General features: G+C 33.7%; 21 protein-coding genes. 19 read left to right on the top strand and 2 right to left on the bottom strand.

What is annotated here, in order from left to right; genetic code table 11:
• The first annotated feature begins 71 nt into the window (after positions 1–71).
• The 4 genes from accB to CD29_RS11375 all read left to right on the top strand — a co-directional run bounded on the left by accB (position 72) and on the right by CD29_RS11375 (position 3,360).
• Positions 72–581, top strand: a complete 510-nt coding sequence (gene accB, locus CD29_RS11390) for an acetyl-CoA carboxylase biotin carboxyl carrier protein (protein WP_036186764.1) — start codon at positions 72–74, stop codon at positions 579–581.
• Between the two features lie 13 nt (positions 582–594).
• Complete coding sequence (gene accC / locus CD29_RS11385; RefSeq protein WP_036186762.1) at positions 595–1,971, top strand: acetyl-CoA carboxylase biotin carboxylase subunit; 1,377 nt, start codon at positions 595–597, stop codon at positions 1,969–1,971.
• Positions 1,972–2,223: 252 nt separating this feature from the next.
• Positions 2,224–2,631, top strand: a complete 408-nt coding sequence (locus CD29_RS11380; RefSeq protein WP_036186760.1) for an Asp23/Gls24 family envelope stress response protein — start codon at positions 2,224–2,226, stop codon at positions 2,629–2,631.
• Positions 2,632–2,742: 111 nt separating this feature from the next.
• Positions 2,743–3,360, top strand: coding sequence for a C40 family peptidase (locus tag CD29_RS11375; RefSeq protein ID WP_052124124.1), 618 nt, complete (start codon positions 2,743–2,745; stop codon positions 3,358–3,360).
• Positions 3,361–3,432: 72 nt separating this feature from the next.
• On the opposite strand, the gene CD29_RS11370 is transcribed toward CD29_RS11375, so the two are convergent.
• Positions 3,433–3,633, bottom strand: a complete 201-nt coding sequence (locus CD29_RS11370) for a cold-shock protein (RefSeq protein ID WP_036186758.1) — start codon at positions 3,631–3,633, stop codon at positions 3,433–3,435.
• A 295-nt stretch (positions 3,634–3,928) separates the two neighbouring features.
• Here CD29_RS11370 and glpK point away from each other — a divergent pair, with 295 nt between their 5' ends.
• Positions 3,929–5,419 (top strand): glycerol kinase GlpK, encoded by a 1,491-nt coding sequence (gene glpK / locus CD29_RS11365; RefSeq protein WP_036186756.1) that lies wholly within the window; start codon positions 3,929–3,931, stop codon positions 5,417–5,419.
• A gap of 48 nt (positions 5,420–5,467) precedes the next feature.
• Here the strand turns inward: glpK and CD29_RS11360 are convergent, their stop codons facing one another.
• The gene (locus tag CD29_RS11360; protein ID WP_036186751.1) at positions 5,468–6,064 is read right to left on the bottom strand and encodes a hypothetical protein; all 597 of its coding nucleotides are present in this window, start codon (positions 6,062–6,064) and stop codon (positions 5,468–5,470) included.
• 202 nt (positions 6,065–6,266) lie between these two features.
• Between CD29_RS11360 and nusB the strand changes: the two genes are divergently transcribed.
• The 14 genes from nusB to CD29_RS11290 all read left to right on the top strand — a co-directional run bounded on the left by nusB (position 6,267) and on the right by CD29_RS11290 (position 21,028).
• Positions 6,267–6,653: a transcription antitermination factor NusB gene (nusB, locus tag CD29_RS11355; protein ID WP_036186748.1), complete on the top strand. Its 387-nt coding sequence runs from the start codon at positions 6,267–6,269 to the stop codon at positions 6,651–6,653.
• Between the two features lie 41 nt (positions 6,654–6,694).
• The gene (folD, locus tag CD29_RS11350) at positions 6,695–7,552 is read left to right on the top strand and encodes a bifunctional methylenetetrahydrofolate dehydrogenase/methenyltetrahydrofolate cyclohydrolase FolD (protein WP_036186745.1); all 858 of its coding nucleotides are present in this window, start codon (positions 6,695–6,697) and stop codon (positions 7,550–7,552) included.
• Positions 7,553–7,664: 112 nt separating this feature from the next.
• Positions 7,665–9,020 (top strand): exodeoxyribonuclease VII large subunit, encoded by a 1,356-nt coding sequence (gene xseA / locus CD29_RS11345; RefSeq protein ID WP_036186742.1) that lies wholly within the window; start codon positions 7,665–7,667, stop codon positions 9,018–9,020.
• Position 9,021: 1 nt separating this feature from the next.
• Positions 9,022–9,261 (top strand): exodeoxyribonuclease VII small subunit, encoded by a 240-nt coding sequence (gene xseB / locus CD29_RS11340; RefSeq protein WP_036186739.1) that lies wholly within the window; start codon positions 9,022–9,024, stop codon positions 9,259–9,261.
• A complete protein-coding gene (locus CD29_RS11335) occupies positions 9,258–10,142 on the top strand; it encodes a polyprenyl synthetase family protein (protein ID WP_036186736.1) in 885 nt (294 codons plus the stop codon). The genes xseB and CD29_RS11335 overlap by 4 nt, the downstream gene beginning before the upstream one ends.
• Positions 10,143–10,490: 348 nt before the next feature.
• Positions 10,491–12,392: a 1-deoxy-D-xylulose-5-phosphate synthase gene (gene dxs / locus CD29_RS11330; protein ID WP_036186734.1), complete on the top strand. Its 1,902-nt coding sequence runs from the start codon at positions 10,491–10,493 to the stop codon at positions 12,390–12,392.
• Positions 12,389–13,207, top strand: coding sequence for a TlyA family RNA methyltransferase (locus CD29_RS11325; protein ID WP_036186731.1), 819 nt, complete (start codon positions 12,389–12,391; stop codon positions 13,205–13,207). The genes dxs and CD29_RS11325 overlap by 4 nt, the downstream gene beginning before the upstream one ends.
• Before the next feature lie 220 nt (positions 13,208–13,427).
• Positions 13,428–13,877: a transcriptional regulator AhrC/ArgR gene (gene ahrC / locus CD29_RS11320; protein WP_036186729.1), complete on the top strand. Its 450-nt coding sequence runs from the start codon at positions 13,428–13,430 to the stop codon at positions 13,875–13,877.
• Positions 13,878–14,035: 158 nt separating this feature from the next.
• On the top strand, positions 14,036–15,736 hold the full coding sequence (recN, locus tag CD29_RS11315; RefSeq protein ID WP_036186727.1) for a DNA repair protein RecN: 1,701 nt from the start codon (positions 14,036–14,038) through the stop codon (positions 15,734–15,736).
• 194 nt (positions 15,737–15,930) lie between these two features.
• A complete protein-coding gene (locus CD29_RS11310) occupies positions 15,931–16,869 on the top strand; it encodes a SpoIVB peptidase S55 domain-containing protein (protein ID WP_197061760.1) in 939 nt (312 codons plus the stop codon).
• Between the two features lie 256 nt (positions 16,870–17,125).
• Positions 17,126–17,917 carry a sporulation transcription factor Spo0A gene (spo0A, locus tag CD29_RS11305; protein WP_036186724.1) on the top strand — a complete coding sequence of 264 codons (792 nt, stop codon included), beginning with the start codon at positions 17,126–17,128 and terminating at the stop codon, positions 17,915–17,917.
• A gap of 381 nt (positions 17,918–18,298) precedes the next feature.
• On the top strand, positions 18,299–18,556 hold the full coding sequence (locus CD29_RS11300) for a phage holin (RefSeq protein ID WP_036186722.1): 258 nt from the start codon (positions 18,299–18,301) through the stop codon (positions 18,554–18,556).
• 194 nt (positions 18,557–18,750) lie between these two features.
• Complete coding sequence (locus tag CD29_RS11295; protein ID WP_036186720.1) at positions 18,751–20,322, top strand: DUF342 domain-containing protein; 1,572 nt, start codon at positions 18,751–18,753, stop codon at positions 20,320–20,322.
• Positions 20,315–21,028 (top strand): glycerophosphodiester phosphodiesterase, encoded by a 714-nt coding sequence (locus CD29_RS11290; protein ID WP_036186719.1) that lies wholly within the window; start codon positions 20,315–20,317, stop codon positions 21,026–21,028. The genes CD29_RS11295 and CD29_RS11290 overlap by 8 nt, the downstream gene beginning before the upstream one ends.
• Positions 21,029–21,045: the final 17 nt, after the last annotated feature.

The raw sequence follows: 21,045 nt of genomic DNA, 5'->3' as shown, positions 1-21,045 counted from the left end.
TAATTGATGCAAAATGTGCCAAAAAATTATAAAATGAAAGATGTATCTATTATTATTTAAGGGGTGTTATTGTGTTCAAAGTCCAAGAACTACGTGAAATAATTAAATTAGTTGATGCATCAACTATCGAAGAATTTGTATATGAAAATGATGGTGCAAAAATAAAATTAAAAAAATCAAATGGTGTTGTAACTGAAGTAGTTGCACCTAAACAGGAAGTAGTTGCTCAAGTAGAACAGCCTGTTTCTCAACCAGTTGTACAAGCAGCTCCACAACCAGTACAGGTAGCAAATGAAGTTACTGTGGAAGCGCCAAAAGCTAGCGTTGCAAGTGACGAGTCATTACACAAAATTACATCACCAATGGTAGGAACTTTCTATCAAGCTCCATCACCAGATGCAGCTCCATATGTTAAAGTTGGAGACAAAGTTTCAGATGAAAAGATCGTATGTATCGTTGAAGCAATGAAATTATTTAATGAAATCGAAGCTGAAGTTAAAGGTGAAATCGTAGAAATACTTGTTAAAGATGGCCAATTAGTAGAATATGGTCAACCATTATTCCTAGTAAAACCTGAGTAAAGGGGTGACCAACATGTTAAAGAAAGTATTAATCGCTAACCGTGGTGAAATTGCTGTACGTATTATCCGTGCATGTAAAGAATTAGGAATTCAAAGTGTTGCAGTGTATTCGGAAGCAGACAAAGATGCACTCCACGTTAAATTAGCTGATGAAGCTTATTGTATTGGACCTAAGTTATCAAAAGATTCTTATTTAAGTTTCCCTGCAGTACTAAGCGTTGCAGAAAAGACGGGTGTAGATGGAATCCACCCAGGTTACGGATTTCTAGCTGAAAATGCTGATTTTGCTGAAGCTTGTGAAAAAGCGGGCATTAAATTTATTGGGCCTTCTTCTGATTCCATTAAAATTATGGGTATAAAAGATGTTGCTAGAAGTACGATGGAAGTAGCTGAAGTTCCGTTAGTTCCTGGTACAGGCATTGTACCTGATATAGAAACAGGGAAAAAATGGGCAGCTGAAATTGGTTATCCTGTAATTATTAAAGCAACTGCTGGTGGCGGAGGTAAAGGTATCCGTGTAGCACGAACTGAAGAAGACCTTGTAAAAGGTATTGAAATTACTCAGAAGGAAGCTGCAGCTGCATTTGGTAATCCGGGAGTATATTTAGAGAAATTCATTGAATATTTCCGTCACTGTGAAATCCAAGTGTTAGCTGATTCACACGGAAATGTTGTTCATTTAGGTGAACGTGACTGTACTGTTCAAAGACGAATGCAAAAGCTAGTGGAAGAAGCTCCATCACCTGCGCTAAGTGAAGAACGTCGTGCAGAGATGGGTGCTGCTGCAGTTAAAGCAGCACAAGCTTGTAATTATGAAGGTGCGGGTACGATTGAATTTATCTATGATTACCAAGCGGACAAGTTTTACTTCATGGAAATGAACACTCGTATCCAAGTAGAACACCCAGTAACAGAAATGATTACTGGAATTGATTTAGTTCAACAACAATTAAAAATTGCTTCAGGTGAAAAACTACCATTTGAACAAGAGGATATAAAAATTAATGGTTGGGCAATTGAATGCCGTATCAACGCAGAAAATGCCTTCAAAAACTTTATGCCTTCTGCAGGTACAGTGGATACTTATATTACACCGGGTGGGTATGGAGTTCGTATTGATTCTGCAGTATATGCAGGTTATACTATTCCACCGTTCTACGATTCAATGGTTGCAAAACTTATTGTTCACGCTGATACACGTGAGGAAGCCATTGCACGTATGAACCGTGCTTTAAGTGAATTTGTTGTAGATGGACCAGGAATTCATACAACCATTCCATTCCATGAAGCATTAATGAACAACGAAGTATTCCAATCAGGCAAATTTAATACGAAGTTTCTTGAGGAAAACGATGTATTAAATATCCAAAAAGTAGTAGTAAATAAATAATTTGATCAAGTATGTAGGTGTGGTTGTTAATATAATCATGCCTACATACTTTTAATTTTAATGGTATATTTTGGAAACAAAAAAAACACCTCTATTACATAATTTAGAAAAGAAAGTATTCTCGATTAAGGTAATTATCGAAAGTGGTCATGTTAATTTCGAGCAACCCTGTATAAAATGTTGTATACTTATGGTAGAAAAAGCTATGATTTAAGTATGTAAGTTTTCGTTCAGAAAGAAAGGGTGAAGAAGATGGCTGACAAAGCAACTAAGACTTTTGTACAACCAACTCCTTTTGGTAAAGAAGAACTTGGTCTAATAGAAGTAGCGCCTGAAGTGATTGAGGTAATAGCAGGAATTGCAACAACTGAAGTCGAAGGGGTGGCTGCTACAAGGGGGAATTTTGCCTCTGGCGTTGCAGAACGTTTCGGTAAAAAAGTGCATTCAAAAGGTGTGAAAGCAACTTTATCGGAAGATGGTGAAATTATTATCGATGTTTACTGTTCTGTAAGATATGGATATTCCATACCAAAAGTAGCTAAAGATGTTCAAACAGCAATACGACAAGCAATTTTTAATATGACTTCCATAGATACGAACGAAGTAAATATTCACATTACAGCAATTCAATTCGATACAACAAAAGAGCAAGAGATATAATATTACTGATCCTTCCTTCGATAATGAGGGAAGGATTTTTTCATAACAGTATAGATATAATTCTCCGAAACAAACTATATTCGTATTCTTATAATTCGGAGGGAAAGAAAATTGAGAGCATCTAAGATCGCAAAAAATGTAGTAATAGGAGCAGTTACAGCGACAATTCTTTTTACAGGTACACAAGTCGCAAATGCTCAACATAAAGTGAAAAAAGGTGATACTTTATATAAAATTTCACAGCAATATAATATGACCTTAAAGGATATTATTGATTTAAACCCACAATTTGAAGATCCGAACAATATTCGTGTTGGAGCTAGGGTAACAGTTCGAACAGCAGACATTGCTACTGACTTAGTGGATTACGCCCGAAGCCTGCAAGATAGAACCACATATGTATTTGGTGGACAAGAAAACTATAACCCTCCATTAAATACTGATTGTAGTGGATGGACACAACATATTTATTATATGTTTGGAATAAATTTACCACGAACATCCGCTGAGCAAGCTACAATGGGAACACCGGTTACATTTGATGATATGAAAAAAGGGGACCTAATGTTTTTTAGTACACGTGATGACAAAGAAATTACTCATGTAGGAATCTACATGGGAGATGATTATTGGATTAGCAATTTGAATAGTGAGAAAGATGTAGAGATTTTAAGTACATGGGGAACTTGGACACAAAAACATTTTTTATGGGCCCAACGAGTTATTTAATAGTAAAAAAGCCGACTAAAAGTAATAATACTTTTAGTCGGCTTTTAATTTCAGTTAAATTTACGAGAAGAATTAAAGTTTAACTACGTTAGTAGCTTGTGGTCCACGGTTTCCTTCTTCAACTGAGAATTCAACTTTTTGACCTTCTTCTAGAGATTTGAAACCGTCGCCTTGGATAGCAGAGAAGTGTACGAATACGTCGTTTCCACCTTCAACTTCGATAAATCCAAAACCTTTTTCTGAGTTAAACCATTTTACTGTACCTTGAGTCATTTAAAAGACCTCCAAAAAATTTATTATAGTTATAATCTTTTATCGTAAAAAAATTCACACATTAGAAAAAGTATCGAATGTTCACCGATACTTTTTGTAACATGTGAATTCTTTGATAATTTAATGATTTTAACTAGTCTCTAAAATATACATTGAAATTTATACTATGTCAATACATTTGCATAAGTTTTTTTGAAAACTAAAGAATAGTTTACTTTATAGTAGGAATATTCATAAAAGAAACGAAATAGTAAATTAATTATAAATATTTAGCGGTAGGGGGAATGGCTAGTCAATGGAAAAGTTCATACTTTCTTTAGATCAGGGAACTACAAGCTCACGTGCAATCCTATTTAATCAAGCAGGCAATGTTTTACATATTGCTCAACGTGAATTTAAACAATACTTTCCAAAAGCAGGTTGGGTTGAACATAATGCAAAAGAAATTTGGAGTTCTATACTATCTGTAATTGCAACGGTTTTATCAGAAAAAAATATTCGGCCAGAACAAATAGCAGGAATCGGCATAACAAATCAACGTGAAACTACTGTCATCTGGGATAAAACTACAGGTGAACCAATATACAATGCTATTGTTTGGCAATCACGACAAACTACAGAAATTTGTACCAATTTATTAGAAGAAGGCTATGAACATTTATTTAGAGAAAAGACTGGATTATTAATCGATGCCTACTTTTCAGGAACAAAGGTGAAATGGATTTTAGATCATGTTGAGGGTGCGAGAGAAAAAGCAGAAAAAGGTCAACTACTTTTCGGTACAATTGACACTTGGATTATTTGGAAGTTAACTGAGGGAAAAGTTCATGTAACAGATTACTCAAATGCTTCAAGAACATTAATGTATAATATTTTTGAATTAAAGTGGGATGAGGAGCTTTTAGACATTTTAGGAATACCAAAATCTATGCTACCTGAAGTTAGACCTTCTTCTGAAATATATGGTGAAGTTTCAAAAAACCACTTTTTCGGGAGGAGTGTTCCTATTGCAGGAATAGCAGGTGACCAGCAAGCTGCGTTGTTCGGTCAAGCGTGTTATGAGTCAGGAATGGTTAAAAACACGTATGGTACCGGTTGTTTTATGTTAATGAATACTGGTCAAAAAGCTGTTCGCTCAAATCAGGGCTTATTGACAACAATAGCTTGGGGAATTGATGGAAAAATTACCTATGCATTAGAAGGTAGTATTTTTGTGGCAGGTTCAGCAATTCAATGGTTACGAGATGGATTAAGAATGCTTCGTAATTCGGAGGAAAGTGAGAACTATGCAGAAAGAGTTGAAAATACTGGAGGTGTATATGTTGTTCCTGCATTTGTTGGATTAGGTACACCTTATTGGGATAGTGATGTTCGGGGAGCTATCTTTGGTTTAACACGTGGTACAACAAAAGAACATTTTATCCGAGCAACTTTAGAATCGTTAGCTTACCAGACAAAAGATGTATTAACAGCAATGGAAGCAGATTCTAACATCTCTTTAAAATCTTTAAGAGTAGATGGAGGAGCTGTGAAAAATAGTTTTCTAATGCAATTTCAATCAGATATTCTTGATGTACCCGTAGAAAGACCAGCCATTAACGAGACAACCGCATTAGGTGCAGCATATTTAGCAGGTCTAGCAGTAGGTTTTTGGGAAAGTAAAGAACGAATCTCTGAGCACTGGAAATTAGAAAGAAAATTCCATCCAACAATGGAGGAAGCGCATCGTACAAGTCTATATGATGGTTGGAAAAAAGCCGTGAATGCTGCGCAAACTTTTAAATAGCGAAATAGAAGCACTGGAAACTTTGTCAATTCCAGTGCTTCTTATAAATTATAATGAGTGAATTAATCCAAAACGTTGGATTCCTCTTGATGCATTGATTGCGTTTTCTTTATGTGTCTCATATACTTTTTGATTTTTTTCAGCTTTCGCAAGTGTTGCTAATATTGCCTCTTTCATCCACTGCTTATCTAGTTGATAGAATAGCGCCTGTTCTCTATTTCCTTCCGTTGCATAGACCAGCGCTTTACTATAACTCATATAAGGTTCTTTCCCAATTTTCTCTGCTTCATTCAAAGCAGAATGATAATTTTCGTTTAACAATTCACGGACAAAAAGATAATTTTGATGTATGTAGCCTTTTGGATATTTTCTTAGAATATTTTCGATAGAATTTAGTTGATCTACTTTTGATCCATTAGCTTGTTCAAAGACAAATGCATAAATAGGCTCTTTTCTATTGCTAGCTAAAAACCTCTCCACTTTTTTTATATTTTTTGTTCCATACATCACATAGAGCATTCTACATAGCATGATTACAAATGCAATAATAAGTAATAAGAAAACAGTCCAACTCGGCCAATTTAAGAAGTCAGCTAGAGCATAACCTAGTATTGCTATAAAAAAGTAAATAATAAAAGATTTCATAAGTTCACCTCTTTATTTTCTACAAATTATGCTAAAGAACTATTGATGGAAGGTCAATGAATTATTACATAATAATTCCTTATTTTATGTAAATTTGATAAAATGATTTTTTTAGAATTATGAAAACATGATTGAACCTGTATATGATTAGCTAAAATATGTTATTATAGGTCTTAATGTTACTAAAGAAGGAGATTTATACATGAAACGACATGAAGCGCGTAGTAAGGCTATGCAAGTATTGTTTCAGTTAGATAATACAGAACTAGAACTAACAATTGATGAGGCGATTAGTCATGTATTAAACGAAGATGAATCAGATTCATTCTTTGAAAAGTTAGTTCGCGGGACATTTACTAAGAAACAAGAAATTGATGCAGCGCTTGAACAAAAATTAGAAAACTGGTCACTTTACAGACTCCCGAAAATTGAAAGAACTGTTTTGCGTTTAGCGGTATACGAGTTATTGTATATGGAAGAAACCCCAAATAACGTCGTATTAAACGAAGCAATCGAGTTATGTAAAACATATGGTGATGAAAAATCGAGTAAATTTGTTAACGGAGTACTTTCTAAATTTGTCGAATAAGTATATTTGACAAAGAAATTTCTTTTTAAGGAGTAAACAATATGGCAAATATCATTAATGGAAAAGAAATAGGACAACAAATTCGTCAATCAATTGCTGATCGTGTTGTAAAATTAAAAAACCAAGGTGTAACAGCAGGATTAGCTGTTATTTTAGTAGGGGACAACCCTGCTTCTCAAACATATGTTAAAAATAAACAAAAATCATGTGAAGCAATTGGAATGTACTCTGAACTCATTAAGCTACCAGAAGAAACACAAGAAACAGAGTTGCTAGAACATATACAACAATTAAATGTACGTAATGATATACATGGAATATTAGTTCAATTACCTCTTCCAAAACATATTAATGAAGATAATGTTATTGCAACAATATCCCCAGAAAAAGACGTAGACGGATTTTCACCAATAAGTGTAGGGAAAATGATGCTAGGGCAAAAAACATTCCTACCTTGTACTCCGTTTGGTGTTATGAAACTGTTAGAATTCTCTGATGTCGAATTAGCGGGGAAACACGCAGTCATCGTAGGTAGAAGTCATATTGTCGGAAAACCAATGGGACAACTTCTTCTACAAAAAGATGCAACTGTTACATATACACATTCAAAAACAAAAGATTTACCATCAATCACTAAACAAGCAGATATATTAATCGCTGCTGTTGGTAGACCTAATTTCATTACAAAAGAACATGTTAAACCAGGTGCTGTTGTAATCGATGTCGGAATTAACCGCAATGAGAATAATAAATTAGTTGGCGATGTTAATTTTGATGATGTAGAGCCTATCGCATCTCATATTACTCCTGTTCCTGGTGGAGTTGGTCCAATGACAATTACAATGTTACTATATAACACTGTGCAATCTGCAGAACAGTCATTACAACAGGACAAATGATTTTAAAACATGTAGAATAGGGGTACAGAAAGCTGTTTTTCTGATGAGAAACAGCTTTTATTTTGGAATTTATCTTTTTCGAACGATTTCATAGAAAAGGAGTTGTCTGTAAATGACAACGTCTTCATATTTAACGGTTAAAGCACTTACAAAATATATTAAGAGAAAATTTGATGCAGATCCTCATTTACGTGATGTTTATGTAAAAGGGGAACTTTCGAATGTAAAAATACATACTTCAGGACATATTTATTTCACTTTAAAGGATGATGAAACACGGATTACTGCAACTATGTTTCGTGCACAAGCTACTAAATTGAAGTTCAAACCAGAAGAAGGTATGCAAGTTTTTATTCGCGGGGATGTTTCCGTATATGAATCTTCAGGTAATTATCAATTGTATGCTCAAAGTATGGAACCTGATGGAATTGGCGGATTATTTATTGCTTTTAATCAATTAAAAGAAAAATTACAAAGAGAAGGGCTATTTAACCCTAATTTTAAGCAACCTATTCCAAGGTTTCCTAAGACAATTGGAGTTTTAACGGCTACTACTGGTGCTGCAATACGAGATATTTGTACTACGATAACTAGACGATATCCTCTTTGCGAGATCGTAATTTATCCTACAGTAGTACAAGGCGCCCAAGCGGCACCAAATATTGTGAAAAACATCCGACTAGCAAATGAACATAAAAGTTGTGATGTGCTAATTGTTGGACGAGGTGGTGGTTCTATTGAGGATCTATGGGCTTTTAATGAGGAAAGTGTAGCCCGTGCAATCTTCGAGAGTAGAATACCAATAATAAGTGCAGTAGGGCATGAAACAGATACAACAATTGCAGATTACGTCGCTGACTTGCGTGCACCAACACCGACAGCTGCTGCAGAGCTATCGGTACCACACCAAAAAGAATTGTATCAGCGAATTCTTGGAAGTAAATCCTACTTACATCAAGTAATGTCTTCAAAATTAACCTTAGAGCGAAATCGATTAAAGAAATTGCAAAATTCGTATCCTTTAGCAACCCCAGAGAGACTCTATCGTCCATTTACTGAGAGGATTATAAATCTAGATATGCGTCTATCTCGCTCTGGACAAGTTTTTATAATGAAGAAAAGTAACGAATTGCAAAAATTAGATGGCGCAATAAAAATGTTTTCACCGAAAAATGCCATACAATATTACGGGAAACAAATTGACCAAACAACAAATATGTTAACCAGATCTATGTTCAATTTGATGAATAATAAAAAAGAATCATTTCTATCTACAATTAGAACTTTAGAAGCGTTGAATCCTTTAAAAATTATGAACCGTGGATTTAGTGTTACTTTTAAGGAAAATGAAGTTGTTAAATCAATTTCTCAACTATCAGTGGATGATGAAATTACTGTACAATTCCAAGATGGTGAGGCGAAGGCGAAAATTGTAGAAACGCAAAATAATTCAGGGGGTAGCAAATAATATGGCAACAGAACAAACATTTGCTGAAGCAATGGCCGAATTAGAAAGCATCGTACAAAAATTAGAACAAGGTGAGGTTCCATTAGAAGAAGCAATTGATCTATATAAAAAAGGTATGGAATTATCTCAATTTTGCCATACGAAATTACAAAATGCAGAACAACAGTTAATATCAGTAGTAAATGAATCAGGTGAAAAAAAACCATTTGAACAAATAAATGATAGAGGGCAAGCAGAATGACAAATACTTTAAAAAATTTTATGGATGAACATATACTTATAATTGATGATGTATTATACTCTTTAGTTGGAAAAATTATTGCACCAGAACAATTAAAAGACTCAATGCTTTATTCCTTAAAAGCTGGAGGTAAAAGAATTCGACCTTTATTTGTTCTAGCAGTTTGTGAGTTATTTAATAACAAACTTAAAGAAGCATATACAATTGGAGCAGCTGTTGAGATGATTCATACGTATTCTTTAATTCACGATGATCTTCCAAGTATGGATAACGATGATTTAAGACGTGGTAAACCGACAAATCATGTTGTTTATGGAGAAGCTCTAGCAACTTTAGCGGGTGATGCATTAAATACGCTAAGCTTCGGAATTCTAGCTAGAATGGAAAATGTTCCCCCTGCAATTAAAGTTGAACTGATCAACTTATTAAGTGTGGCTGCTGGTGCAGAAGGTATGGTAGGTGGCCAAGTTTTAGATATTGATGGAGAGTCTCGTAGCTTGAACCTAGAAGAACTAGAACAAGTTCATGTAAACAAAACTGGTGCACTTTTACGATTTAGTATTGAAGCAGGTGCAGTGTTATCAGAAGCTAGTGAAGAAGAAAGAAGAGTATTAGTTGAATTTGCTCATCATATTGGTTTAGCTTTCCAAATTCAAGATGACATTTTAGACATTGAAGGTACATCTGAAGAACTAGGCAAAACTGCTGGAAAAGACCTTGCTAGCAATAAAAGTACATATCCTGGCATCTTAACAATTGCTGGTGCTAAAGATAAATTAGCTGAACACTATGAGATTGCAATTTCACTATTAGAAAAATTAAACGGTGATACGACTATTTTAAAAGAACTTGCAGAGTATATTGTTCGTCGAAATAAATAATAAAAATGAATTGCTTTTGCATAATCTCGAACACTGCTATAATTAGAAAAACACATTTCGACTGTATATATATAGAACAAAGCTTAAGAGCGCTACTTATCGTCGAAAACGCCACTTATCGTCGAAAATGCCACTTATCCCCGAAAACGCCACTTATCCCCGAAAACGCCACGTCCTGTGGCATCGGTGATATGACCAACATCCTGTTGGCCTCTGTGGCATCGGTGATATGACCAACATCCTGTTGGCCTGAATTGATTTCATTTCTAATGCGGGTTTTCAAATATAGTATACAATCTTAAAGAAAAACAATTTACTGATAATAATTTATGAAAAGGTGTGTGAGAGATGGATTTAACTACTATTACTAGTCCATCCTTTTTAAAAAAGTTAACTAAAAAAGAACTAGAAAGTCTTGCGAGTGACATTCGCTCATTTCTTATAAATAAATGTTCAAATACTGGTGGACATATTGGCCCTAACTTAGGTGTAGTAGAGCTAACGATTGCTTTACACAGAGCATTTAATAGTCCAAAAGACAAGTTTATATGGGATGTTGGTCACCAAACTTATGTTCATAAAATTTTGACTGGTCGTGCAAGTCAATTCGACACATTACGCCAATATAAAGGATTAAGTGGATTCCCTAAGCGTAATGAAAGTGAACATGATGAATGGGAAACGGGACATAGTTCAACTTCACTGTCTGCAGCTATGGGTATGGCAGTTGCAAGAGACTTAAAAAAGGATAATTCATATGTTGTACCGATTATTGGTGACGGAGCATTAACAGGCGGAATGGCTTTAGAAGCTTTAAATCATATAGGACATGAAAAAACTAGAATGATTGTTATCCTAAACGATAATGAAATGTCGATCGCACCAAATGTCGGTGCACTTCATAATATTTTGGGTAGACTTCGTACTGCAAAAGAATATTCAAAAGCAAAAGAAGAGCTAGAATCTTTGATGAAAAAAATTCCAGTATTAGGTGGTAAACTTGCAAATACTGCAGAGCGTGTGAAAGATAGCTTAAAGTATTTAGTTGTATCTGGAGTCTTTTTTGAAGAAATGGGCTTTAAATATTTAGGACCAATTGATGGACATGATATCGATTCTCTAGAAAAAACATTAGATTATGCAAAAAAAGCAAAAGGTCCAGTTTTAGTTCATGTAATTACGAAAAAAGGTAAAGGTTACAAACCAGCTGAAGAAGACACGATTGGTACTTGGCATGGAACGGGTCCATATAAAATGGAAACTGGGGATTTTGTAAAAAGCCAAACAAAAGGTCCAGCTTGGAGTAGCTTAGTATCTGAATCAGTTCGTAAATTAATGAAAACAGATGAACGAATTGTTGCAATTACACCTGCAATGCCAGTTGGTTCAAAAATGGAAGGGATTCAAAAGGATTTCCCTAATCGTTTCTTTGATGTAGGAATTGCTGAACAGCATGCTGTAACGATGGCGGCAGGTTTAGCCACACAGGGAATGAAACCATTTTTAGCAATTTATTCAACGTTTTTACAACGTGCATATGATCAAGTATTACATGATGTTGCCCGACAAAATTTAAATGTGTTTATTGGTATCGATCGTTCGGGACTTGTTGGTGCGGATGGAGAAACACATCAAGGTGTCTATGATATTTCGTTTTTAAGACATATACCTAATATTGTGTTAATGATGCCAAAAGATGAAAATGAAGGTCAACATATGGTGAAAACTGCAATTGACTACAACGAAGGTCCTATTGCTATGCGTTTCCCACGTGGAAATGGCTATGGAGTTCCGTTAGATGATGAAATGAAATCAATTCCAATTGGAAGTTGGGAAGTATTAAGAGAAGGTACAAACGCTGTAATTCTAACTTTTGGTACAACAATTCCAATGGTAATGGATGCGGTTGAAGAATTAGCTGAAAATGGAATCCAAGTAAAAGTAGTGAATGCTCGATTTATTAAACCGATGGATGAAGAAATGCTCCACGAAATTATGTCATCAAATATGCCAATTTTAACAGTTGAAGAGGCTGTTCTACAAGGTGGTTTCGGTAGTGCTGTATTAGAATTTGCAAGCGAAAATAATTATCAAACGAAAATTGATCGTATTGGTATTCCAGACCAATTTATTGAACAAGGAAGCGTTGATTTATTGCTTGAAGAAATTCATATAACAAAAGAAGCAATTATCGATCAAATTAAAACAATAGTGAAAACGAAGAATCCTTTAGGAACGAAAACAGTATGACAAAACAGATAAAAGAACGTGTAGACGTTCTTTTAGTTGAAAGAGGATTATGTGAAACACGTGAAAAAGCGAAGCGGTCAATTATGGCTGGTCTCGTTTATTCGAATGAAACGCGAATCGATAAGGCTGGCGAAAAAATATCCGTTGATGCACCTCTTCAACTAAAAGGAAGCCAATTAAAATATGTAAGTCGTGGCGGATTAAAGTTAGAAAAAGCATTAGAAATATTTGATATGTCAGTAGATGGCAAAATTATGTTAGATATTGGGTCTTCAACAGGTGGTTTTACCGATTGTGCATTGCAAAATGGTGCGAAACATTGTTATGCCTTGGACGTTGGAACAAATCAGCTAGCATGGAAAATTCGATCTGATGACCGTGTGACTGTCATGGAAAAAACAAATTTTCGTTATTCTAAACCTGAAGACTTTCAAAATGGGTTACCTAATTTTGCAACGATTGACGTGTCGTTTATTTCTTTGTCCCTAATTCTACCTGTATTGAAAACAATTTTAATACCTGGCGGAGATGTTATGGCATTAGTTAAACCACAATTTGAAGCTGGTAAAGAAAATGTCGGAAAAAAAGGGATAGTAAGAGAGCCTAAAGTACATCTTGAAGTTTTGGAAAAAACGGCAACAATGGCTACTGAAATTGGATTTATTGTAATAGATGCATCGTTTTCACCTATTACAGGTGGTGAGGGGAATATTGAGTTCCTTTTCCACTTAATAAATCCTAAAGAAAATGATTCTATAGAAGCATTCACAGATTTTAAATCAATCGTCGATTTAGCCCATGAAAAACTAAAATGAAATAAAAGAATAAGCATGACTATAATGGTTGTGTAGAAGTCTTTAACATTAGGATATTTTACGAATACTATTTTAACTATAAAAGTCCCAAAGTTATGCATTGCAAACTATTGGGACATTCTTTTTGTGTAGTTAAAACATAATGTCACTTTATGTCGCTTGAAAAATTAGCATAAAATGTTAGTATAATTATACATATATATTCATGAGAGGTGTATAAATGAACAAGGGTCAACGTCATATGAGAATCCGAGAAATCATTGCGAACGAAAACATTGAGACACAAGACGAAATCGTCGAACGGTTAAGAGAAGCTGGCTATAATATAACGCAAGCAACAGTGTCAAGAGATATAAAGGAATTACATTTAGTAAAGGTACCAATGCAAGATGGTAGATACAAATATAGTCTACCTGCTGATCAAAGATTTAACCCACTACAAAAACTACAACGATCTCTATCAGATGCATTCATAAGTATTGATGGTGCTTCTCACATGTTAGTACTTAAAGCGTTACCTGGGAACGGAAATGCCATTGCTGTATTAATTGACCAACTAGATTGGAACGAAATTATTGGTACAATTTCAGGTGATGATACAGTTTTAATCATTTGTCGTACTGAAAGTGATCGAGAATTAATTAGGACGCGATTATTAGAAATGTTATAACTCCATTCAATTGACTGCCCTACATTTATCGTGGGACAGATATAAAATATTAATCTGTTCAGCAAGCTGAGCTAAATCCGCCAAGTGTTTTTGGCTGGTACAAAACTACTGGGAAATGTGGAAAACAAGGCGAATTTGATAATTTGAGGTGATTATGTTTGCTAAGAGAGCTCAATATTCGTAATTTTGCAATTATTGATGATCTGACTGTAAGTTTTTTTGAAGGTTTAACAGTCCTGACGGGTGAAACAGGCGCAGGAAAATCAATTATTATTGATGCGGTTCATCAACTAGCAGGTGGTCGAGCATCCCATGAATTTATACGTCATGGAGCGAGAAAAGCTGAACTTTCCGGATTATTTCAAATAACGAATAATCATCATGCAATTTGTGAAAAGCTACAAGATGTAGGAATTGAGATAGAGGAAGATTCAGTAATTTTACAACGTGAAATTAGCGAAAAAGGAAAAAGTATTTGTCGAATAAATGGTAAACTTGTCCCTTTATCGATTTTACGTGAAATTGGTAGTAAATTAGTTGATATTCACGGACAACACGAAAACCAGGAATTAATGGACGAGAAGCAACATATTCACTTACTCGATTACTTTGCTTCCAATGATATCTCATCAATTAAAGACAAATATACAAAAAGCTACCATGATTATCGTAATTTATATAAAGAGATTGTACAGTTAAGCAATGATGAAAAACGTTCAATACAAAAAATTGATTTATACCAGTTTCAAATAAAGGAAATTGAAGAAGCAAAGTTAAAAATAGGTGAAGAAGACGAATTACTAGATGAAAGAAGACGATTGAGTAATTTTCATAAAATTTTTGAGCGTGCAAATATTGCTTATGATGCGATATCTGGAGAAATGAATGGATTAGACTTAATAGGTAAGTCAATGGGAGCATTAGATGATATTGCTGAAATTGATGTTCAATTTAAAGAAATTCATGAAATTGTCGCTTCTTCGTTTTATTCCCTTCAAGATGCCTCATACCAGATTAAAAGTATTCTCGATGATCTTGAATTTAATCCAGAGAGATTAAACGAAGTGGAACATCGTTTAACACAATACCAGACTTTGAAAAGAAAGTATGGATCTACCGTTGAAGAAATACTAACATATCTTGAAAAAATAAAGGAAGAATTGGATCAGCTCGTAAACCGAGATGAGAATATACGACTTCTCGAACAAAAACTTCATAATCTTGAACAAGAGTTAGAAGAATATGCATTGCAACTTACTGCTGTTAGAAAAACAAGTGCAGGTAAATTAAGTGAAGCCATTATGGAACAACTTCGCGATCTACATATGGAAAAGGCTAAATTTATTGTTAATTTTGACACATTAAAACAGTTTGACGTAAACGGGAAGGACCAAATAACGTTTTATATTTCGACGAATGTTGGAGAACCTCCGAAATCTTTACCAAAGATAGCTTCTGGTGGAGAATTATCACGCATTATGCTAGCTTTAAAAACAATCTTTTCCTCAACAGAAGGAGTTACATCAATTATATTTGACGAAGTTGATACAGGAGTTAGTGGTCGAGTTGCTCAAGCAATTGCAGAAAAGATTTCAGCAGTGTCTTATCATTCGCAGGTGCTTTGCATCACACATTTACCTCAAGTGGCCGCAATGGCGGATCAACATTATTTAATAAGAAAAGAAGTAGAAGATAATCGAACGTTTACAACCGTATCAAATATTACAATAGAAGAAAGAGCCGAAGAAATTAGCCGAATGATGAGCGGTGCTGAAATTACAGATTTAACATTGCAACATGCAAAAGAGTTATTAAATTTAGCGGATGAACGAAAAAAAGAAACAAAAGTGAAAATATAATTTCAGAAAATTGTCGACAATATATATATGTATTAGTCGACAATTTTTTATTTACTTCAAAAGTGCAACGAAAGCAAATTTTGAATAGTAAAGTTTTCTAAATTTTTTTAAGTATTTCACGACAAATATTTACCTCTCATTAATGAATGGTTTCTGACACATAGTAATGTTACAAACTTTAGAGGAGGTGGACTATGAGACATATGCGTAAACTGTTTACAATAATTTTACTCATCACTTTTCTTGGATCACACACGGTTTATGCGGAAGCAAAAAAGCTCATTCCGATGGGTGAATCTATTGGAATACAGTTACAATTACCATTTGTCTATGTTGCTCATGATGTATTATTACCTAATGGGGAATGGTTGAAAAAAGGTGATTTTATAACAGAATTAAATGGACGAAAAATCAATTCTGTTAGTTCACTTAAAGAAGAACTGAATGGAAGTAACTTGACGCTTTCTATTCAAAAGAAGGATGAAAAGAAACAATTAGCCTTAACAAAACAAGAAGCAAGTAATATTTTGCCATTCTTGAAAGATGAAACAGATGGAATTGGAACGTTAACATATATTGATCCAGAATCTAAACAATATGGAGCATTAGGACACCAAATTATTGATGGAGTGTTAAATGCACCACCGAAATTTATTGAAGGATCTATTTTTTTAGCATCGATTGAGCAAATAAAAAAGAGTAGTCCAGGACATCCAGGCTATAAAATTTCTGTCATAGAAAATAACAATATCCGACTGGGAAATATAAAATCCAATGATTTATATGGTATATTTGGACAGTGGGAGACCAATAATCAAAGTTTACGACAACCAATAGAAATTATGCATGAGAAGGATATACAATTAGGGAAAGCGGAACTTTACACTGCAATAGAAGGGTCAAAAGTAGAGAAATTTGAGATAGACATTATAAAAACTGAAGATAGTTTTTTACAATTTGTTGTTACAGATAAAAAATTATTAGATAAAACAGGTGGCATTTTACAAGGAATGAGTGGAAGTCCAATTATACAGGACGGTAAATTTGTAGGGGCAGTTACGCATATGTTTGTCGAACAACCCTCAAAAGGTGCAGCAATATCAGTTGTAGAGATGTTAAAGAAAAAACCATAATTAATAAATTCAGACTACGTAGAGATAATTACGTAGTCTTTTTCTTGCGTTAATGATAATTTTAAGCTGAATAAATGTTGAAGTAGCGATTAATTTGTCGATACAGTATGAATTTATCGGACTTGATAATCATTTTGAAAATTCAAAAAGGTTTTTTGTGGCAAATGTCGAAATTAGAATCGTCGAGTAAAAAAAACTGTGACTTCTTTAATAAAGGGGTACTTTTTAGTAGAAATAGACACTAGGGGGAATTTTTTTGGCGAAAGTAAGAGTAGCGATTGCTGACGATAATAGAGATTTAGTAAGGACATTAGAACAATTTTTTGAGAATCATCACGATATTGAAATTGTAGCAACTGCACCAAATGGAAAATTATGTTTAAAAATGTTAGAAGATTTTCAACCAGAAGTATTGTTATTAGATATTATCATGCCTCATTTAGATGGACTTGCTGTCTTAGAAGCAATGTATGGTGATGAACGCTATGCAAATACTCAAGTAATTATGTTAACTGCGTTTGGGCAAGAAGATGTTATGAAACAAGCGGTAACTTATGGTGCATCTTATTTCATGCTTAAACCATTTGAATTTGATCAACTTGTACAAAAAATATTACATTGTGCTGGTCAAAAACCAGAGACGGTAAAACGTCAAAGTGTATTACAGCCAGAACCAACAGGAAAAGTAAATCAACGTCAACTTGATACGACAATAACTGCTATTATTAAGGAAATTGGCGTACCTGCACATATTAAAGGGTACTCCTATTTAAGAGAGGCAATTCAAATGGTTTATTATGATATTGAATTGTTAGGTTCTGTTACAAAAATTTTATATCCAGAAATTGCAAAGAAATTTGGCACTACTCCTTCACGTGTAGAGCGTGCGATTCGTCATGCCATTGAAGTTGCATGGAATCGTGGAAATTACGAGTCGATTTCACAAATGTTTGGATACACAGTTCACCATTTAAAATCAAAACCAACTAATTCAGAATTCATTGCTATGATTGCTGATAAAATTCGTATTGAATTAGTTGCATCTTAATAGATTATTTTCGGGAATAATCCCATATTGATTATTTACCTACTTTCATATATGTACTTTCAGTATTAAGTTTTTTAGGTGCGATTGGAAGCTTGTTTGTAGTATTGGAATAATTTACTTATTGATAGTATCAAAAAATAATTTTACAATTAACTTACAAAACAACTTTTGTTTTGCATTGCCATTAGAGATCCCTAGACTTTTCCGGGGGTCTTTTATTTAAATGCTCTAGAATGATTTAATTATTTTTAATTGAATCTTTCTAGAGCATTTTTATTTTTTCGTAGGCAAGTGTTGGTTCGTTAATCTTTTTGAAAAATACAATATTAGTAAAAACAATTCATGTAATAGGAAAATTTTGAAAGATAGGAGGTGATTAAAATGATGGGTATAAACTGGAAAGTTAGATTTAAACATAAATCCTTCTGGATATCAATAATTGCATTACTTTCAGTATTTCTAAATCAAGTTGCATCTATTTTTAATGTGGATTTAACAATATACAATGCCCAAATTACAGAGTTAGCTGAAACGGTATTAATGATTTTTGTATTCCTAGGTGTTATTGTGGATCCAACTACAGAAGGAATTAAAGACAGCGAACAAGCATTATCATATTTAGAACCTAGGAAAAAGTAAACTTTATAAATAATGAAAAAATATATAATATTTGAAAAGTCTTTAACCTAAGGCTTTTCTTTTTTTATGGATAATTATTTGTTGGATAATAATAATTTAGGTATTTCGGCATTCAGAATAAGAAAAATCACTCTAAACAAAAATATTATAATTGTATATACTATTAAGTAATATTAGTTTGGAGGGTGATAGCGATGTTAATTTTCTCAAATGAATTTATCAATATTATTGAAGAAAATGGGAAAGTTTTTATTCAAACAATTAAAGTTGGTTTTCCAATTAAAAACTTTCAAGAAATAATAAATACATATCCTCAAATAAAATTAACAAATTTCGCTTTGCTAAAAAAAGTGCTATCAAATGAAACGTCTTTGCCTGTTGAAATTGGCAAGTTTCTTCCTCTGATTGAAATTGAAGTTGCTATTGATAAATTGTCAGCATCAATATACATAAATGAATCTAAAGAAACAATCATGGCAAATCAAGATGAGATAAGACAAAAAGTAAATTCACTATTACAAGAGAAAAATATTAAATATGGCTTATTGCCAATAGATTTTACAAACATTGAACCTGGAAAATCATTCGTGGTTGCAAAAGGGGAGGATTCCGTAAAAGGTAAAGATGCGACTGTTCGTTATTTAGAAATACCTGAACGAAAACCTCTTATCCGTGAAGATGGACGTGCAGATTTCTTTGATATGAATTTTATTTTTGAGATTAGCGAAGGAGACTGGTTAGGCGAAAAAATATCCGCTGAATCTGGAACACCGGGAAGAAATATTTTTGGCGAAGATATACCTGCTCCACCAGGAAAAGATATACCATTAAAATATGATCCTAAGACTGCATTTGAAGTTAAAGAGGCAGGAAAAATAATCCTTCGTGCTAAAAGTAGTGGTGTCATTGATCGAAAAAATGGAACAGTCTCAATTAGTAAACATTTAATAATTGCAGGAGATGTTGGTTTTGACACTGGAAATATTCAATTTGATGGTTCAATTAGTATACGTGGTACAGTACAAAATGGATTTAGTGTAGTTGCATCGAGAGATATTTCTATCGAGCACTTAGAAGGTGTAAATGGTGCGAAGTTAATTATGTCCACTGAAGGTGATATTTTTATCCGTGGGGGTATTTTTGGCTTAGGTAAAACGAGAGTTGAAGCAAAAAATAATGTTTATGCAAAACATGTTCATGAAGCAAACTTAATCGCTGGTAATGAAATTATTATTGGTTCATATGCATTAGGTTCAAATTTAACAGCAAGTAAAATACATGTTGATGAACAAAAAGGAAAAATAATAGGCGGTAGGGCCGTTGCTCAATATACGATTATTACTGCTATATCAGGAAATAAGATGGAAAGAAGAACAGAACTTATAGTAGAAGGTAATCAGAGGCGAAAAAAAATGGAATTCATCCAAGAAAAAGCACAAACCTTAAAAGGAATACATGAAGAAATAATCCAAATTTCCTCTCAATTAAACAATATGCATTTATCATTCGATAAAATGAACAGTACACAATTGGATGCTCTTAATCAAGTGAAGCAAATGATTGAACAGAAGAAACAATTCGCTGAAAAAATAGACACTGAAATAAAAGAAATGATGAAAGAGTTAAGACTGTCGGCCAAAGAAGAAATTATTGTAAGAAAAGAAGCTTATCCCGGTACACATATACAAATTGGTAGAAAATCAAGTTTGTTAAATAATCTTACAAATGGAACATTTCGTATTGAGAATGGAGAGTTGAATGTATAGGAATATATCTATTTTTGCTCATCGAGGCGCCTCGGGTTACGAGGTAGAAAATACATTTGCTGCATTTGAAAAAGCACGAAAATTAGAAGCAAGTGGTATTGAATTAGACGTTCAAATTACGAAAGATCAAGTTCTTGTTGTATTTCATGATGTAAATCTTTCAAGGCTAGCAGGCGTTAATAAATCAATTTTAGATTGTACCTTTGACGAACTTTGTGAACTGAGAATTGGGAAACGCTTTTTTAGAAAATTTACAAATCATAAAATCCCAAGCTTGCATCAAGTTGTAGAATGGGCAAATAAACATCAAGTTCCACTCAATATTGAATTAAAAGAAACTGTTTTGGAGAATACGAACATCTTAGTTGAAGTACTACAAACATTAAATTTACCAAAAGGAAGCCATTTTTCATCCTTTCATGATGAACTGATGAAAATTGTCAAAATGCAAAGGCCAGATTTTGAAACAGCCATATTAGTAACAAAGAAATTTAATTGGGAACAGTTAAACAAAATGTCCCATATTGATGCAGTTCACGCACACAAGCGATTTTACAAAACTTTATATTTAGAATACTGCAAAAAGGCAAATAAAAAAGTGCGATTTTATTCAATTATTGGCACTGAATTGTTTTTAGCTAGCCCCGATACTTCTGTTGTCGGTTGGATCACCGACTACCCTGATAAAGTATTAAAAAAATTATAACTGGGATAATAATAAAG

The organism is Ureibacillus manganicus DSM 26584, from assembly GCF_000772945.1.
In the GTDB taxonomy this organism is placed as follows: Bacteria; Bacillota; Bacilli; order Bacillales_A; family Planococcaceae; genus Ureibacillus; species Ureibacillus manganicus.
Note: the sequence above shows the minus strand (reverse complement) of the source record. Positions and strands in the feature narration are given on the sequence as shown.

Excerpts from the sequence above, each read along its gene's own strand:
- xseB (WP_036186739.1), top strand. The coding sequence starts at position 9,022 with ATGGCAACAGAACAAACATTTGCTGAAGCAATGGCCGAATTAGAAAGC.
- CD29_RS11310 (WP_197061760.1), top strand. The coding sequence starts at position 15,931 with ATGAGACATATGCGTAAACTGTTTACAATAATTTTACTCATCACTTTT.
- CD29_RS11335 (WP_036186736.1), top strand. The coding sequence starts at position 9,258 with ATGACAAATACTTTAAAAAATTTTATGGATGAACATATACTTATAATT.
- xseA (WP_036186742.1), top strand. The coding sequence starts at position 7,665 with ATGACAACGTCTTCATATTTAACGGTTAAAGCACTTACAAAATATATT.
- nusB (WP_036186748.1), top strand. The coding sequence starts at position 6,267 with ATGAAACGACATGAAGCGCGTAGTAAGGCTATGCAAGTATTGTTTCAG.
- ahrC (WP_036186729.1), top strand. The coding sequence starts at position 13,428 with ATGAACAAGGGTCAACGTCATATGAGAATCCGAGAAATCATTGCGAAC.
- accC (WP_036186762.1), top strand. The coding sequence starts at position 595 with ATGTTAAAGAAAGTATTAATCGCTAACCGTGGTGAAATTGCTGTACGT.
- CD29_RS11370 (WP_036186758.1), bottom strand. The coding sequence starts at position 3,633 with ATGACTCAAGGTACAGTAAAATGGTTTAACTCAGAAAAAGGTTTTGGA.
- folD (WP_036186745.1), top strand. The coding sequence starts at position 6,695 with ATGGCAAATATCATTAATGGAAAAGAAATAGGACAACAAATTCGTCAA.
- CD29_RS11290 (WP_036186719.1), top strand. The coding sequence starts at position 20,315 with ATGTATAGGAATATATCTATTTTTGCTCATCGAGGCGCCTCGGGTTAC.
- CD29_RS11295 (WP_036186720.1), top strand. The coding sequence starts at position 18,751 with ATGTTAATTTTCTCAAATGAATTTATCAATATTATTGAAGAAAATGGG.
- CD29_RS11300 (WP_036186722.1), top strand. The coding sequence starts at position 18,299 with ATGATGGGTATAAACTGGAAAGTTAGATTTAAACATAAATCCTTCTGG.
- CD29_RS11360 (WP_036186751.1), bottom strand. The coding sequence starts at position 6,064 with ATGAAATCTTTTATTATTTACTTTTTTATAGCAATACTAGGTTATGCT.
- CD29_RS11380 (WP_036186760.1), top strand. The coding sequence starts at position 2,224 with ATGGCTGACAAAGCAACTAAGACTTTTGTACAACCAACTCCTTTTGGT.
- CD29_RS11325 (WP_036186731.1), top strand. The coding sequence starts at position 12,389 with ATGACAAAACAGATAAAAGAACGTGTAGACGTTCTTTTAGTTGAAAGA.
- glpK (WP_036186756.1), top strand. The coding sequence starts at position 3,929 with ATGGAAAAGTTCATACTTTCTTTAGATCAGGGAACTACAAGCTCACGT.
- dxs (WP_036186734.1), top strand. The coding sequence starts at position 10,491 with ATGGATTTAACTACTATTACTAGTCCATCCTTTTTAAAAAAGTTAACT.